Source organism: bacterium, from assembly GCA_037143175.1.
Classification (GTDB): domain Bacteria; phylum Verrucomicrobiota; class Kiritimatiellia; order CAIKKV01; family CAITUY01; genus JAABPW01.
Map to the genome: position 1 here is coordinate 17,977 of JBAWZF010000015.1, position 15,333 is coordinate 33,309.

At 51.5% G+C, this 15,333-nt stretch carries 13 protein-coding genes and 2 pseudogenes; 10 read left to right on the forward strand and 5 right to left on the reverse strand.

The window, feature by feature from the left end; translation table 11 throughout:
- The first annotated feature begins 144 nt into the window (after positions 1 to 144).
- From WCI03_07015 to WCI03_07025, 3 genes are all read left to right on the forward strand, one after another.
- The gene (locus WCI03_07015; protein MEI8139601.1) at positions 145 to 885 is read left to right on the forward strand and encodes a sulfite exporter TauE/SafE family protein; all 741 of its coding nucleotides are present in this window, start codon (positions 145 to 147) and stop codon (positions 883 to 885) included.
- A gap of 74 nt (positions 886 to 959) precedes the next feature.
- Positions 960 to 1,418: a hypothetical protein gene (locus tag WCI03_07020; protein MEI8139602.1), complete on the forward strand. Its 459-nt coding sequence runs from the start codon at positions 960 to 962 to the stop codon at positions 1,416 to 1,418.
- Positions 1,419 to 1,467: 49 nt separating this feature from the next.
- Complete coding sequence (locus WCI03_07025) at positions 1,468 to 2,358, forward strand: DUF4412 domain-containing protein (protein ID MEI8139603.1); 891 nt, start codon at positions 1,468 to 1,470, stop codon at positions 2,356 to 2,358.
- A gap of 48 nt (positions 2,359 to 2,406) precedes the next feature.
- On the opposite strand, the gene WCI03_07030 is transcribed toward WCI03_07025, so the two are convergent.
- A complete protein-coding gene (locus tag WCI03_07030) occupies positions 2,407 to 2,934 on the reverse strand; it encodes a hypothetical protein (protein ID MEI8139604.1) in 528 nt (175 codons plus the stop codon).
- A 193-nt stretch (positions 2,935 to 3,127) separates the two neighbouring features.
- Positions 3,128 to 3,982 (reverse strand): AraC family transcriptional regulator, encoded by an 855-nt coding sequence (locus WCI03_07035; GenBank protein ID MEI8139605.1) that lies wholly within the window; start codon positions 3,980 to 3,982, stop codon positions 3,128 to 3,130.
- Positions 3,983 to 4,080: 98 nt separating this feature from the next.
- Here WCI03_07035 and WCI03_07040 point away from each other — a divergent pair, with 98 nt between their 5' ends.
- The 6 genes and pseudogenes from WCI03_07040 to WCI03_07065 all read left to right on the forward strand — a co-directional run bounded on the left by WCI03_07040 (position 4,081) and on the right by WCI03_07065 (position 9,322).
- On the forward strand, positions 4,081 to 5,181 hold the full coding sequence (locus WCI03_07040) for a Gfo/Idh/MocA family oxidoreductase (protein MEI8139606.1): 1,101 nt from the start codon (positions 4,081 to 4,083) through the stop codon (positions 5,179 to 5,181).
- Positions 5,182 to 5,205: 24 nt separating this feature from the next.
- Entirely contained in the window at positions 5,206 to 5,865 is a 660-nt protein-coding gene (locus tag WCI03_07045) for a ThuA domain-containing protein (protein ID MEI8139607.1), read from the forward strand.
- Between the two features lie 81 nt (positions 5,866 to 5,946).
- A pseudogene (locus tag WCI03_07050) lies at positions 5,947 to 6,291 on the forward strand (potassium-transporting ATPase subunit KdpA).
- A gap of 7 nt (positions 6,292 to 6,298) precedes the next feature.
- Positions 6,299 to 7,384, forward strand: a pseudogene (locus tag WCI03_07055) (HAD-IC family P-type ATPase).
- 561 nt (positions 7,385 to 7,945) lie between these two features.
- Positions 7,946 to 8,638: a response regulator gene (locus WCI03_07060; GenBank protein MEI8139608.1), complete on the forward strand. Its 693-nt coding sequence runs from the start codon at positions 7,946 to 7,948 to the stop codon at positions 8,636 to 8,638.
- A gap of 87 nt (positions 8,639 to 8,725) precedes the next feature.
- Positions 8,726 to 9,322, forward strand: coding sequence for a response regulator (locus WCI03_07065; GenBank protein MEI8139609.1), 597 nt, complete (start codon positions 8,726 to 8,728; stop codon positions 9,320 to 9,322).
- Positions 9,323 to 9,336: 14 nt separating this feature from the next.
- On the opposite strand, the gene WCI03_07070 is transcribed toward WCI03_07065, so the two are convergent.
- A complete protein-coding gene (locus tag WCI03_07070) occupies positions 9,337 to 11,844 on the reverse strand; it encodes a glycoside hydrolase family 9 protein (protein MEI8139610.1) in 2,508 nt (835 codons plus the stop codon).
- A gap of 100 nt (positions 11,845 to 11,944) precedes the next feature.
- On the opposite strand from WCI03_07070, the gene WCI03_07075 reads away from it, so the two are divergent.
- Positions 11,945 to 13,048, forward strand: a complete 1,104-nt coding sequence (locus WCI03_07075; protein ID MEI8139611.1) for a glycosyltransferase — start codon at positions 11,945 to 11,947, stop codon at positions 13,046 to 13,048.
- On the opposite strand, the gene WCI03_07080 is transcribed toward WCI03_07075, so the two are convergent.
- Together WCI03_07080 and WCI03_07085 are read right to left on the reverse strand one after the other, a co-directional pair.
- Positions 13,035 to 14,192: an alkaline phosphatase family protein gene (locus WCI03_07080; protein ID MEI8139612.1), complete on the reverse strand. Its 1,158-nt coding sequence runs from the start codon at positions 14,190 to 14,192 to the stop codon at positions 13,035 to 13,037. The two genes, WCI03_07075 and WCI03_07080, sit on opposite strands and share 14 nt — an antisense overlap.
- Complete coding sequence (locus WCI03_07085) at positions 14,189 to 15,319, reverse strand: hypothetical protein (GenBank protein MEI8139613.1); 1,131 nt, start codon at positions 15,317 to 15,319, stop codon at positions 14,189 to 14,191. The genes WCI03_07080 and WCI03_07085 overlap by 4 nt, the downstream gene beginning before the upstream one ends.
- Positions 15,320 to 15,333: the final 14 nt, after the last annotated feature.

The window sequence follows — 15,333 nt, forward strand, 5'->3', positions numbered from 1 at the left end:
ATACATTGCTCGGTAATGCAAGTTTGTAGCACCCTGAGCCAGTTCAATCCTCTCTATCTCAAGCGTCACATATTGATGTATGACTCTAATTCATTTATAAATCAAGCTCACTGAAAACAACCTTTTTCTTCAAGGCGACTATGCATGAGTGAACTTTCGGTATTTCAATGGATGATTATGGCGTTTGCCGCCGTTATTATTGGTCTGGCAAAAAGCGGACTTCCCGGCTTTGGCATTCTCGCCGTACCCATCGTCGCGGCCGTAATACCCGCCAAAATTTCAACTGGTTTTATCCTCCCCATGCTCATCGCCGGAGATGTGATTGGCGTACTCTATTACCGGCGTCACGCCGATTGGCCAAGACTGATACGCCTCTTTCCCTGGACAATCCTCGGCATTATTGCCGGGTGGCTTTCAATGGATCATCTGAATGATGCGCAAATTCGCCCGCTCATCGGGGGTATTGTACTGTTTATGCTGGCATTGAACTTATGGAGGCAACGATTTGCAAATCCCGTAAGCCGGATTCCCCACCACCACGGTGCGGCAATCCTGATTGGCCTCCTTGCCGGGTTTACCACGATGATGGCCAATGCGGCCGGACCCATTATGGGCATTTATCTTCTGGCGATGGAACTCCCAACCACGGCCTTTATTGGGACGAGCGCATGGTTTTTTCTACTCGTCAACACCTTCAAAGTTCCTTTTAGCGCCCAATTGGGACTGATCACCCTTCCCTCATTGACCTTCAATGCCATGCTCCTGCCATTCATTGCGATCGGTGCCTGTGCAGGAATCCGGTTCGCCCGCCACATTCCTCGAAAAATCTTCGAACAACTGGTTCAAATCTTTGCAGCGCTAGGCGCAATCAAACTCTTATTCTAAATTGGAGATTGTATTGCTCTGGCCAGCTTAAAGTGATATTTTTAAAAAATATCAGTTAATCGGGTTATAACATCATGAACTCCATATTATTCTCAAGGCGTCGGCATTCCCGTATAAACCAAGACGGCTTTTTCATGGTTGCGTTCTGGCAACTTATGTCGTTTTTTATGCTAACCCTGCTGATCTGGGTTAACGAAGTGCTGGATTTGTCAGCTCTCTGGTTTAACATCCGACCAGAAACCCCTAATTTCTACCGGGGATGCGGACTGACAATCGGGGTGATGGTTGTTGCAATTATCACGGTCGGACACACCTATATCCAGCAGAAACGAATCATCACACAACTGATCGTAGTCTGTTCACACTGCCGGAAAATGCGTATAGATGAGACGGTCTGGGCACATTTGGATCAATACCTAGGCGAGCATTCCCTGGCCCGGATCAGCCACGGACTCTGTCCTGAATGCTATGAGCAGGCGAAAAAGGAAGTCTCCGACTGTCCTCAGCATCCTCCCAAAACGCGTCACGGATAAATTTTTAAATCTTTCAACACCACATGTTCCTTACAGGAGAATGAGCTCAATGAGAATCACCAAACAGATTTTTATCACCCTTCTCGCCAGCGTGTGGGTTTGTCAGGCCTATGCGGGATACCAGATTACCGTAAAAACAGTTTCAGATGCCGACAGTCATGGCAAAAAGGAAGCGGCGAACAACGTTGTCAAAATGACAAGCGAATCCAGTAAGGCCCGAATCGATTTCACAGAAGGCCAGGTTCCCGGCGCCGAGAAAGGCAGCTACCTCCTGACGCAAGATAGCGGCAAAACATTCATTATGGTCATGCCTGACAACAAGGCCTACATGAAATGGGATATGGACTCCATGATGAATATGGCAGGAGCTATGGGCAACATGCTGCAAATGAAAATCACCGATCCAAAGGTTGAGACAATCCTGGATGAATCTGGCCCCGCTATCCTCGGGTACCCTACCCGTCATTACAAGCTTCGTACCTCCTACCGCGTCTCCATGAACGTCATGGGCTTTAAAAACGAAAGCTCCATTTCCAAGGACGATGAGAGCTGGGCAACCACTAAGATCGACTTATCTGCTCTTGGTGCCTGGGTAGGGAAAACGCCCAAGACAAACAATCAAAGCATGGATCAGTTGATCCAGTCTGAAAAAAACAAAATGAAAGGGTTTCCCGTGAAAACGCTTTCGATTACAACAACGACGAATAGCGAGGGCAAAATCAGCGTCTCCAAATCCAGCATGGAAGTCACTGAAATTAAAACGGTTAGGACCGACGCGGTGTCTTTTGAAATCCCCGCGGATTATCAGGAAATGAGCCTCCACATGACGACCGGAAATGAGGAGGAGCAACCCAAAGGAAAGTCCAAATCCAAGAAAGCGTCACACCCAAAAATTGATTTTGGCGCCCTTATGAAACAAGCCATGGAACAGGCGCAGTAGTCAGTTGACAGCGGGCAGCAGACAGTAAGCAATCACTGCCCACACGGCCTACTGAATCAAAGCAGCCTTCATCCCGGGAAATTCCATTTCAACCACCTCGGGCAGCCCAACCCAGAAATCCCCACCGACCGTCAACATGATGCCCATATAGAGGGCCACTTCACGAGGCGGAAATTTCTCAAGAACGGCAAGAACTCCTTTTTTAACAGACTTCAGATCCGCCTGAGTAACATTGTCATCAAGAATTCCATTGGTATGTTTCAGCCCCTGCGCCTCAACAAAACACACCAGCATGGGCGTCTTGCGGCTCACCACCCAAGAACGCAGCAGATCATCACAAACATGACGAAGCGTAGGACTGTCGGTCAACCGACGCAAATGGCGGGCCTTTTCCCGAATGGGCAACCGCTTCAAAAAGGTTTCCCTGAATTTTAAGGCCCCAGCCAATTCCTGCGTCACTCGCGTCAAAACATCCCGGCTGAAGGTATCCTTACCCTCCAAAAAAGCCAAACAGGCATCATCTTTTTCCGTCCCCGAAAGCGCATTCCAAACTTCTTTTACTGTTAACTCAAGCATAGCTCTCTCCGTTCATATTCCATCCTCCCGGCCGCACACTCAACTCTGAGCCGATCCGAAACGGGGGATGTTCCAACCAAACTCTCTCATTGTCAACTTCGCAATACTACAGCCAACTCTTCTGGCCCGAAGCCCAACCCCCATGCAACGAACACGACATGAAGATGGGCTGGCATGCCAACAGTGTCATCCATTATGGATTAAACGAGAGCGGAGATTGATGGGTATTCCGATATTCAGCGGCGGTGACACCCGTTTCCAAGCGGAAACGTCGGGAGAAATATAAGGGATCGCTAAAGCCCAAGACTTCCGCGATCTCACCAACCTTCATGCGGGTTTCAACTAGCAGCCGACAGGCCTTCTCTATCTTCAACCGCATCGCATAACGCGCGGGGGGTTCCCCCACCAACTCCTGCCAACGCCGACGGAACGTAGAGATCGAAAGCCCATTTTTACGCGCTAATGCGTGATAATCGTGATACTCCAGAAAATGCGATTTCACCGTATCTCGAATTTCCAGAATGGCCCGCGCTTCCGGGGGCACGGATTCCCGCGTTTCCCCCAGAATGCTCTCGATCACCATGGATTCACACAGCCGATCAATGCGGTCAGCAAATCCATCATCCTGTCCACTTGCATCCACTTGCTTTAATTCCAGGAGCAGGGCTCGCGTTGGACCGGTATCCTTGATGTTCCAGGCAGGGACATCGCGCCGGATCAGCCCCATTTTTTCCAAGGCAGGTATCCGGTTCTGGTTGTAGATCAGAAATAATTCCTCCCACTCTGTCCATTGACCACTGGGCCCATACTCGTACTGCAAACCTGGTGCCTGGGTAATCACACAGGGGGCCTGGACAGGCCATAAACGGCCCTCACACCAATATTCACCTCCTCCACTGAGAATAAACGAAAAATTATAGGAACTGAACCGATGCCGTATCCACCCAGTCTTGTGAGGAATGTACCCGATATTGTCCACGGCCAAAACCGATGGAAAGCGTCGGGGAAGATGACCGATATGCATCAACCGATTGAAAATATAATCCATAACAATGATCATAATGTGCATTGTTATTGAGTCAACGCATAAGTATTTTGACGTAATTGAGTCAACGCGTAAGTATTTTTCAAAAAAGGAAATTAAAAATGCAACGAACAAAGATTGGCGTAATTGGGTGTGGTAATATCAGCGGGGCCTATTTTTCGGCCGGTAAAACCTTCAAAAACCTCGAAATTGCAGCTTGTGCCGATTTGGACATAAATCGCGCCAAAGCCAAGGCTGAGGAATTCAAAATTACGAAGGCCTGCACCGTCAAAGAATTGCTGGCGGATCCCGAAATCGAAATCGTGGTCAATCTGACCATTCCCAAAGCTCACGCAGAAGTGGCTCTTGCGGCACTGGCGGCGGGAAAACACGTCTATGGCGAAAAGCCGTTGGCGGTCACACGTAAAGATGGCGAGAAAATCATCGCGATGGCCAAGGCGAAAAAGCTGCGCGTCGGCTCGGCTCCTGACACCTTTTTCGGTGGTGGTATCCAAACCTGCCGGAAGTTGATCGACGACGGTTGGATCGGCAAACCTGTCGCCGCCTCGGCGTTTATGCTGTGCGCGGGACATGAGAGCTGGCATCCGCAGCCCGAGTTTTACTACGACCTCGGTGGCGGACCGATGTTGGACATGGGACCCTACTACCTGACAGCACTTGTTAATCTTCTGGGACCGATCAAACGCGTGAGCGGTTCGGCTCGCACGACACATAGCGAGCGCATGATCACCAGCCAGCCCCAATGCGGCAAGATCATGAAGGTCAAAGCGCTCACTCACTACGCATCAGTCTTGGACTTCGCTCAGGGCGCGATTTGCTCCATGATTATGTCCTTTGATTGCAAAGGCGCACAGTTACCGCGCATCGAGATCTACGGCACCGAAGGTACACTCAGTGTGCCAGACCCGAACGGTTTCGGTGGCCCTGTTCTCATCGGCGGTAAAGGTAAAGGCTGGCAGGAAGTGCCGTTGACCCATGGATATACGGACAACAGCCGCAGTATTGGTGTAGCCGACATGGCCAACGCCATCAAGTCTGGTCGCCCGCACCGTGCGAGCGGTGAACTGGCCCTCCATGTGCTTGATGCCATGGAGGCCGCCGCCGATGCTTCGGCGAAAGGCAAGGCGATCACGCTCACCAGTACCTGCAAGCAACCTGCAGCGCTGCCGATGGGGCTGATGCCGGGAATGTTGGATGATTAATGTTAATAGGAAATAAATAATTATATGAAAAAAGCACTTATTGTTTGGGGTGGTTGGGATGGGCACACGCCTAAGGCATCGGTTGATGTTTTCGCGCCCCTTTTAGCTGAGCGTGGTTTTGAAGTAATGGTTTCGGACAAATTGGATAGCTATGCCAACAAGGATCTGATGGCGGCGCAGGATTTAATCATCCCGTGCTGGACCATGGCCAAGATCGAAGGTCCTCAATCCAAGGGATTATTGGACGCGGTGCGTGCAGGCGCTGGAATCGTCGGCTGGCATGGCGGCATCATCGACTCCTTCCGGGAAAACACTGAATACCAGTGGATGACCGGTGGACAATGGGTGGCCCATCCGGGTAATTGCATTCCCTCTTACAAGGTAGCGATCGTGGATCCCCAGCACCCCATTGTGAAGGGCCTGAAGGATTTCACCATGCCCAACACCGAGCAATACTACATTCACGTCGACCCGGGTGTTCACGTTCTTTGCAACACGGTGTTCACAGGGGAATATGGCGATGCTGATCTTTACAAGGCTGGCACCGTGATGCCCTACGCTTACACCAAAACATGGGGTAAAGGTAAGGTATTCGTCGCCTGCTGGGGCCATACGAACAAGGACTTCGATGTTCCTGAAGCACGCGAGATCGTACTGAGAGCCATGCTCTGGGCCGCACGATAAGTCGGCACAGAACTACGCTGCCAAATTACGGCACTACCACCACTCAAGAAATCAGGTTCAAAAACCTGATTTCTTGAGTTTGGTGGTTTTTTCTGACAGAATACTACCCACCCCTTCGAAAATCCCACGCTACTCTCAAATTTCATGGAAGTCTGTGGGCAGAATCGCAACCGAATCCAGTGACCGCCAACCTATTGCCCCAATTGGAAGGAAAGGAAACACGGTTCGGAGTCATGAACAGCGTGCTGTTTGCCACGGCCACCACCGGCACCTCCTGCGGTGCGGTGAACGCCATGCATGACAGTTTCATGCCGCTGGCGGGCCTGATACCGCTTAGGGTCAGCCATTGCGGCCAGCGTGTCGGCAGGACTGGCGGGCCCCGCCAATTCGGGCCCGCATGGTCTGAGTGAAATCCTCTACGCCTATTAATCTTCAACTTGCGCTCTGGCTCTGGTTCACCTGCTTGTTTGCCAACTTCGCCGAAGCCATGGCCGAAGGACGGGGCAAGGCGCATGCCGATGCATTACGTAAAATGCGGACCACTACCATGGCACGACGCTTTGACCAAGGAACGGAAAGCGCCGTAATTGCCACCGACCTGAAAATAGGCAACTTCTTTGTCTGCGAGACGGGAGACATCATTCCCGCGGATGGCGAAATTGTGGAGGGAATTGCGACTGTGGATGAATCGGCCATCACCGGTGAATCGGCCCCCGCCATTAGAGAAAGCGGGGGCGACCGGAGTGCTGTCACGGGTGGAACCAGGGTCATCAGTGACCGTATCGCAGTAAGGGTTACTGCCGAACCCGGCCACTTCTTTCTGGATCGGATGATCGCCATGATTGAAGGCGCACGACGGCAGAAAACCCCAAACGAAATCGCACTTAACATCGTGCTAATCAGCCTGACGGCCTTGTTTATTCTGGTGGTTCTAACCCTGCCAATATTTGCGGCATTTAAGGAACGCGCAGCAGGTCAGTCCGGTGTGGTTCTTACGTCATTGCCGGTTTTACTGGCCTTGATCGTGTGTTTGATTCCCACCACGATCGGTGGATTACTCAGTGCCATCGGGATTGCCGGCATTGACCGGCTCATGCGTCGTAACGTGCTGGCCACAAGCGGACGGGCCGTGGAAGCCGCAGGCGATGTGGATGTGTTGCTCCTCGACAAGACCGGAACCATCACCTTGGGCAATCGCATGGCGACGGAACTCATCCCCGCTCGAGGACAAATTGGCGCGCATCCGTCAGGAACAGGCCGATGGCAGGCTAATTGCCATGATCGGCGACGGCACCAATGATGCCCCTGCCCTCGCCCAGGCTGATGTCGGAGTCGCGATGAACACCGGCACCCAGGCGGCACGGGAAGCCGGGAATTGGTGGATCTGGAAAGTAATCCAACCAAACTGATTGAGGTAGTCGAAATCGGCAAACAGCTTCTCATGACTCGCGGCGCCCTGACGACCTTCAGTATTGCCAATGATGTCGCCAAGTACTTCGCCATACTTCCGGCCATGTTCGGGCTGCTCTACGCGCCCCATCCCGGGGGACTGGGCCGTATCGTGGACAATCTGCTCAGCATGACCCGTATTGAGTCCGGACGCTTCACCATCGCACCAGTCTGGTGCGACGTAGATGAAATGATCTCTTCCGCCCAGCAACAGGTGAGCGACCTGATCTCCCGGCATCGGATGCGCATTCTGATCCCCAATGACCTTCCGTCCGTCAAAGTCGAAAGCGGATTTATGGAGCAAGCACTGGCCAACCTTACCGCCAATGCCGCCCTTTACACTGAACCAGGCTCGGAAATTACGATTTCAGCACAGGTGGACGAGGCTCATCTTGTCCTCAAGGTATCAGACCAAGGGCCCGGACTCCCGCAGGGCGGAGAAAACCGCATTTTCGAGAAGTTTTACCGGGGCACCAAAGCGCCATCGGGGGGGGATCGGACTGGGTTTGTCCATTGTCCGAGGCCTGATGACCGCACTGAACGGCACCGTATCCGCCGTGAATAATCCCGATCGGGGAGCCACCTTCACATTGCGTATTCCCGTTGAAATGAAGAATATTCCGGAAAGTATATGACAGACTCCACTTCTCAACCCGTGGCCTTGGTGATTGACGACGAAGTTCAAATCCGCCGTTTCCTTAAACTTGCACTTGAAGCGGAAGGGTATCGGGTATTTGAAGCCGAAACGGGACAAGCAGGGTTATCGGCCGCCGTGTATCGCCGTCCTGATGTCATCATTCTCGACCTCGGCTTACCTGATCTGGACGGGACTGAAGTTTTGAAACGCCTCCGTGAATGGAGCTCAACCCCCGTTTTAGTGCTTTCTGTCAGCCAGGATATTGATCAGAAAGTTGAGGCGCTTGATCACGGAGCTGATGACTATCTCACCAAGCCGTTTCATGCCTCTGAGCTAGCTGCCCGCTTACGCGCCATCCGACGGCACTCTCCGTCAGAACCCGCTGAATCGGCCTACCAAACCGGTTCCTTGCGATTGGATTTCGGTGCACGTCGGGTCACAACAAATGGTGCAGAGATCCATCTCACATCTACGGAATACGCTTTGCTCCGGATATTGGCGCAGAATCACGGCAAGGTGGTCACGCACCGGCAGTTACTACGAGAAGTCTGGGGACCGCAGGCGGAAGAGCAATCCCAATACCTGCGCGTATATATGAATCATCTTCGCAAGAAAATCAAGACTTCATCCGACTCTACCAAGCTCATCAAAACCGAACCAGGTATTGGGTATCGGCTGTCTATTTAGCCGCTATTGACTTCATGTACACGCTTATATATACAGCTTGAGCATTAACTCATCGATTCACAATTGCAGTTTTGAGGATCAGCGGCTATGACTTCCCGCAGTCAAGACCAAGACAAACGTATCGTTCTGATCGTTGATGATGATCCGATTATTTTACAACTTTTAAACACATTACTAGGCTCATCCAATCAAGTTTTTACAGCCTCAACTGTTCGGGATGCCCAGACCATTCTCCTGTCGCAGCCCGTACAGGTCATTTTGTGCGACCACCATTTGGAAGATGAAAAAGGACTGACCTTTTTAACGCGTGTGGCAAAATCGAACCCTCTCATTCAGCGAATCCTGGTCACCGGAGACATCAAAACAGAACTGCTGCTGGACGCTATCAACAAAGGACATCTCTTCCGCTTCCTTGTCAAACCGTTCAGAAACAATGAGGTAATTCAATTGGTGGAAGAGGCCTTTATGCAATACAAGGTTGCGGGTCGCCGCGAAAACCTGGCTCGAATCCGACTGAATATATCCAATGCCGGAAAACTTATTAGCTTAGCCGTTATCGGAATTCTGCTGCTGTTCATCGCGATCCTGGCACTGGGAACACTGGCCTTCCTGATATTATATTTTTTCAAGAGTGCACTCGGAATCGATCTCCTGCCAAATACTCATCTTCCCGATCTGATCTAGCGAACGGACCCCGATCAGGGTAACCAGAAATATCCATTCATTTCACTCCGTGACTTGGGCACGCGATTCTTGAGTTCCTCAGATGGTTGCCACCCCGGGCCCAGCAGGGACCCAAACAATAATACCAAGGGGCTTAATGTTTCCTGCAGGGTGAACTCGTTATTGAGAGGGTCATGCCAGCCATTGGGTCCATATTGCCGCCATAAGGGGATGGGCGGTTTGGGCACATCAAATGGTGGTGGCAGAAAATAGTCCGGATGGCTCGCCTGAGACGTGCCCACGGTCATGCTGTAAACATGATTACGCTCACCAGCTGGCACGGAAACAATGCCATACGGGGTTATGCCCGGCACCGGCTCTAACAAGCCGTCCGCGCGGCTTTCAGCATCCTGCACCATGCCAATGGAATACGAGCCCAGTCCCGTGGTTTGGCTCAATCCCAGGGCATTGCACCCCAAATGAAAGTCGGCGCTATGCAGGGCGGCCGTGCGGTAACGCTCTTTTCCAGTCAATTTCCATGCAAGGATACAATATCGGGCCTGCGTTGCGGACAAGGCCGCCCCCCAGCGCCGGCTTTTTTGTGGATTCCAAGGGTGCCGGTACGGTGTGGCCTCTTGCTCTCGCACAGCCTCATCTGCGCGAGCAATAAGCATCTCGGTGGCTCGGCGGCGATCAGTTTCAGGCATCCCCCCCCCTTGCCAGGTTGCCACCTCAAAAACCCCCCATGATTGAAATATATAATTGGGATAACTATCAAAAAACCGGAGTGCATAGGGCATGAAGGATTGCACCAATTCGGCCCGATACGTTTCGTTGGAGGTAACTCGATAGAGTTGTAAAGCCGCATGGAAACCGGCAAATAAATGTGCATCCGGAGACTCGTTCCAAAACAACTCCCGCTTTCCATCCGGCAGGATTCTGTTTTTCTCGATCACGGTGACAGCCATGGATGCGGGATGCCTGTTCGTGCGTACTGCCCATGCATAAGCACGGGTCGCTGACTCAACCCACTCATCTGACTTTCGGCGATCAAAGGGGCGGAGCAACCAGCCCAACTGGGCGGCAGATGCCGCGTAGTACAATGTGCTCTCACGGGTTTCCACGGATTTGAAAAACGGAGTGTGTTCCTCGTCGGGCATCCCCCGGTGGTTGGGATGGCTCACCGTTTCAATACGCCCGCATACAGCTCCATCCGGTCGTTGTGCCCGCCGCCACACCTCAAGACCATAATCGACTTCATCCAGCAAATCCGGAACCCCATTGCCGCTTTCAGGAAGGTTGAGCTGTCCATCTAAAAACGCCAGGGGATTTAATTCATAGACCCCCATCAGGTCCCATGCCGCAAAGTGATGACTCTGGCGGCGATCATAATCAGCCGCATCGTGCCATCCTCCCCAGATGTCATAGGCTATCGAGGAATCCCCCGTGGCTTTGATCACCTCAAAATCCAACCCTTTAATGTCCTTGACGACCCGCCCGGAGGAATCTTTCCAGATATCCCCGCCATTGCCCACCATACTACATGCAAACACTGGCGGTAGATGACAACGGCCACGTGTCCAAGCGGTATAAGGTTGCTCAAGTTTACATCCACACCGCTGATGGTAAAACCCCCTCGCAGCAACGTAGAAGGCTTCACCTAAGGCCGTAGGGCCGATCACGAAAGGCCACGATCGCCCCAACCCTGGAACGCGGATGTAGAAACGGCCACTCCCATGCATTGCGCTGAAATCCATTTCATACACAATCTCTCCTGAATAGGTCAGGTTCGTGGATCTGACGCTCAGTATTCCCTGCCAGACACTTTGTCCATCTTCCTCGCGACACAGTTCGAATGATTTTAAACCGCTGTAATCTACGGGTCCAATCGTGGGAATCCACGCGCCCAAATAGGCATATCTCTCGTGAGCATCACATAAATATCCCGCCTGGTTGACCTTGATCGCAGGTGATATCAGGGTATTGTCATTAAAATTGATTAACGCCACCCGTCCGTCCTTTTGTCTGATACGAAGGGCGCTGCCATTGGTCATGGCATACGGTAGTCGTAAATATGAATAATGCCCCACCTCATAGTCAGCACAGGCCCGGAGTGGTGATTGAGCCACATCAACACGATCACCCAGTTCATTAACCCAGGAGACTGCTTGCCGTGGACTCCTGCTGCGCGTTTCGCCGCTTGTGCTATCCTCCTCGATGGAAAAAGCATCCAGCTCCCGGGCCCACCGATGTTGCTCTGACATTTCCACGTACAACCGGGCCCACAACGAAGACCGCTGCTTCAAAACAGGCCAATCGGGAATCTTCCCCTGCTCTAATGCCTCTTGTTCTACCAGCAAACGGTCAAATACAGATTTATTAGCGGCATACATCTGAGTGTCTGTTTCATCCATGTAATCGTTGGCTAATACGACCCACTCAGATGAGAGAACCCAGACACGATCTACCGACTTTCCTGCCTGTGACAAGGGACTGACCATCACGAGTGACAGCCAAACTACAAACATAAGAATTATATTCATAATACCTCTAAAGCTGGATTTGCTTTCTATAAACCTAACTCTGCACTATGATTACGTTTCTGAACAATCAAAAACCGTTCGACGAAAGAGGCAGCGCCTGATGAAAATCAGTATCGGCATCATGGCATGGAATGAATCTGAAATCATCGCGACCAGCCTGACCTCACTTTTTGAGCAAAGCCTGCTGAAGCACCTCCTCACCCGGAATGTTTGTCTTGAAATCATCGTCGTTCCAAATGGATGCTCTGACAACACAGAGGAAATCGCACGAACAACGCTAGGGACTTTAGCCGCGCCTTATCCCATAACAAATCTGACCTTGTCGGTGAACATCCTGGAGGAAGCGGGTAAAGCAAATGCGTGGAATCACTATATCCATACATTTTCAGACCAGAATACGGATTATTATATACTGATGGATGCAGACATCACGTTTTCCAACCCTGACACATTATCCAATATGGTAACTGTCCTGGAACAAAACCCCGTTGCGCAAGTCTCAACTGACCTGCCTCAAAAACATGTTCAATTCAAAAAGCACAAATCCATTTTTGACCGGGTTTCACTGGCAATCGGTCAGATGACACAGGCCGCTCCCGCCCAGATAACCGGTCAATTGTATTGCGCCCGAGGCTCGGTTCTCCGAGGTATTTACATGCCCCCCGGTCTGATGACAGAAGATGGTTTTATTAAGTTCATGGTCTGCACAGATCTATACCGGCAGCCATCAGATAACCGGTGTGTGATACGCGCCCCAAATGCTTCCCACATCTTCGAGTCATACACCCGGGTTCGGGATGTATTCTATAATCAACGCCGCCAGCAGGTTGCGCATGCCATCTATAGCTATCTCCGTGATTACCTGAAAGAGCGCATCGGCGTACAGAACGCCGGAGAAATTATCAGGGATAACAACGCCCGCGACCCGAACTGGTATCGCTCGCTCATTGCCGAGCGGGTGGCCCAAAGTGGCTGGTGGGTCATGTATCCCGGCGCATTGGCTGTCCGGTTCCAGAGACTCAAAAATCTCACTCCTGCCCAAACCCTAATGAAGCTGCCAGTGGCTTGTCTCGGATTTATGATGGACGCCGTTGTCCTGTTGGCAGCCAACTCGAAGTTGAAATCCGGACAACTTAAGGGCGTCTGGAAAGACACCAAATCCAATACGCTTGCAACGAGCAACACTTCGACTAAGTCCGGGTGAGTTCGGGAATTTCACGCATCATCAGGCTATGGATATGATGAATACGCCGGACTTCTTCCGGAATGGAACGATTGCTGAGCAACGTCGCAAAAGAATCCGCATCCTTCGGATGAAAGCCATGAAGTCCCGCCACCCTTTTGTTTCCCATAAAACTCGGGACAATCTGGAGGGAAGAATTCATCAGGAAAACGAGGTCACCGTAAAGGTGATCCTCGAAATAGACCCCAAGCGATTTCAGCTCCTCATCAGGCATGATGCGTCCTTGGGAATGGGACGAAAGCAGGGCGGTAATCTTTACGCGGGCCAAGTCGTTCAGAAACCAGACACGAGCCATCGTGGCATCATAAAACGCCACATAATCCTTTCCGTAACGGAGCTCCAACCGCTCCACATCGCGCGCCAGATCATATTCACCCGTCGTGTTATGCATGCCATGGTCCGTAAACACATACCAGGACACTTCCTGATAAGAGGCTTCTGCAGTCACAATCAACTCCCGGACTTTAGTGTCATACCAACGGATGAGTTCCGTCACCCCCTCGCCTTGGTTTCCGACCTTGTGCATCAATGCATCGAGTTTCCCCAGTGACACATAGGCGAATGGAATCTCAGCTCCAGCCAACATTCCTTTAAGCTGGCTGAAACGGGCTTCGTCCGAAGTTCCGCTCCGATGCACGAAATATGGAAGACCGGCCTTGTCCAACCGGTTAAACACTGTTGTACCTTTCAAAACCCCCTCACGCCAGATGCTGCGCGTCTCAGAATAATCAAACAAGGGTAGATACTTGAACGGCACGCTGTACAACATGAAATAACCCGTAAATCCATGGAGCTTCTTGATCAGCTTGCTCATCCAGTGGCGTACCCGTCCACGACTGAAAATGGAATCGGGCAGAATCTGCAACCATCTCAACCACCGGTACGGACAGGTCTTTGGGGAATAGAAAAAAGATGACCACATGCGATGCTCGCTGGGAAGCAACCCGGAAATGATGGAGGGATCACAGGCCGATGAGTATCCCAGAATAGTTTCCAGTTTTTTAGAATCTTTAACCAGGCCTTGCAAAAAAAAACGATTCCGCTGGTAGACCTCCCAACCAAATGCGTCAATAAATATAAACAGAGCTAGTTTTTTATGATTCATGAAATCCTTTTCTGAAGCCTGTAGAACTGTGATTCAATCGCCTCACGTTGCCCTGAAACCGAAGACAGCAAGCCTTGCAACTGTTCGGACGGAGATGAATCCCCCAGAAGTAGCGGCAAGGCCATGTACAGTCGCGCCCGGGGATGCAGCCCCAGAAAGCCAGCACGGCACGCGAAAGCACGATATCCAAAAAGCCGCAGGTTGAGCAACAGCGCTTTCCCTACGCCACACTCCCTTCCGGATACGACCAATGCCGCCAGATAGCCCGCAGGCGTCGATACATCGGCCGCCAGGCGACGCCCTTCATACCACTGGATAAAGCGGACGTAATATCGGCGAATACGGTCGAATTCCTCACGCCACGCCTCCGGGGCCAGTGACTGGAAGTCGCCCCACTCTTTATACTCCACGGCCCGCCGGTATCCCTCGACCATAAACTCCGGATCCGGCATATCAGCATTCAAGTATTTCAAAATCCGTTCTTTTTTTACTGAGTACCTGAGGTCATAATCAGCGTAAACTAGAAGCGTACAATCCCCGAAAGCCAATAAGGCCTTGAAAAGAAACTTGATATAGCGGATTCGTTCCTCGTCCGTGAAGGAGGTCTTGTCTCGCAAAGCCCGACGCACGTCCAACAGAAGTTTCCCCCGATTCATCAAGAGACGGGTCCCTTCGGATAAAGGAATTAAATGATGCTGATAATCAGGCATATGCCGGACAATATCCGGTTCTCCCCAGACCACGAGGTGGCCATATTTCATTTCATAATTCAGCAGTGAAAACTCGGCCTGACAGAACACGTTGTCGGGATACAGACACAAGTCAACCGGCAGATTCAATTCGCTGGAAAGCGTTACCTCCCAGTGCCTTAAATCAGACTGAACCTCCGTCCGCTGACGGCAACTGAGGGATTTTGAGACCACCACCAGGTCGTAATCGTTAAAGGGAACCTGCTTCCCCTTGACGATGAATGGGGTCCCCTCCCCCCGCCCGTACCCACCTATCAAAATCAAGGCACGATATAGTGAACCAAAGCGAGATCCGCGTACCGCCTCGCTGATGCGATTGAGGTCAGTATCGATTTTCGCATCAAGTTCAGCAGACCCTCTCAGTGTATATTTGCTCATGAATCGATCCTATT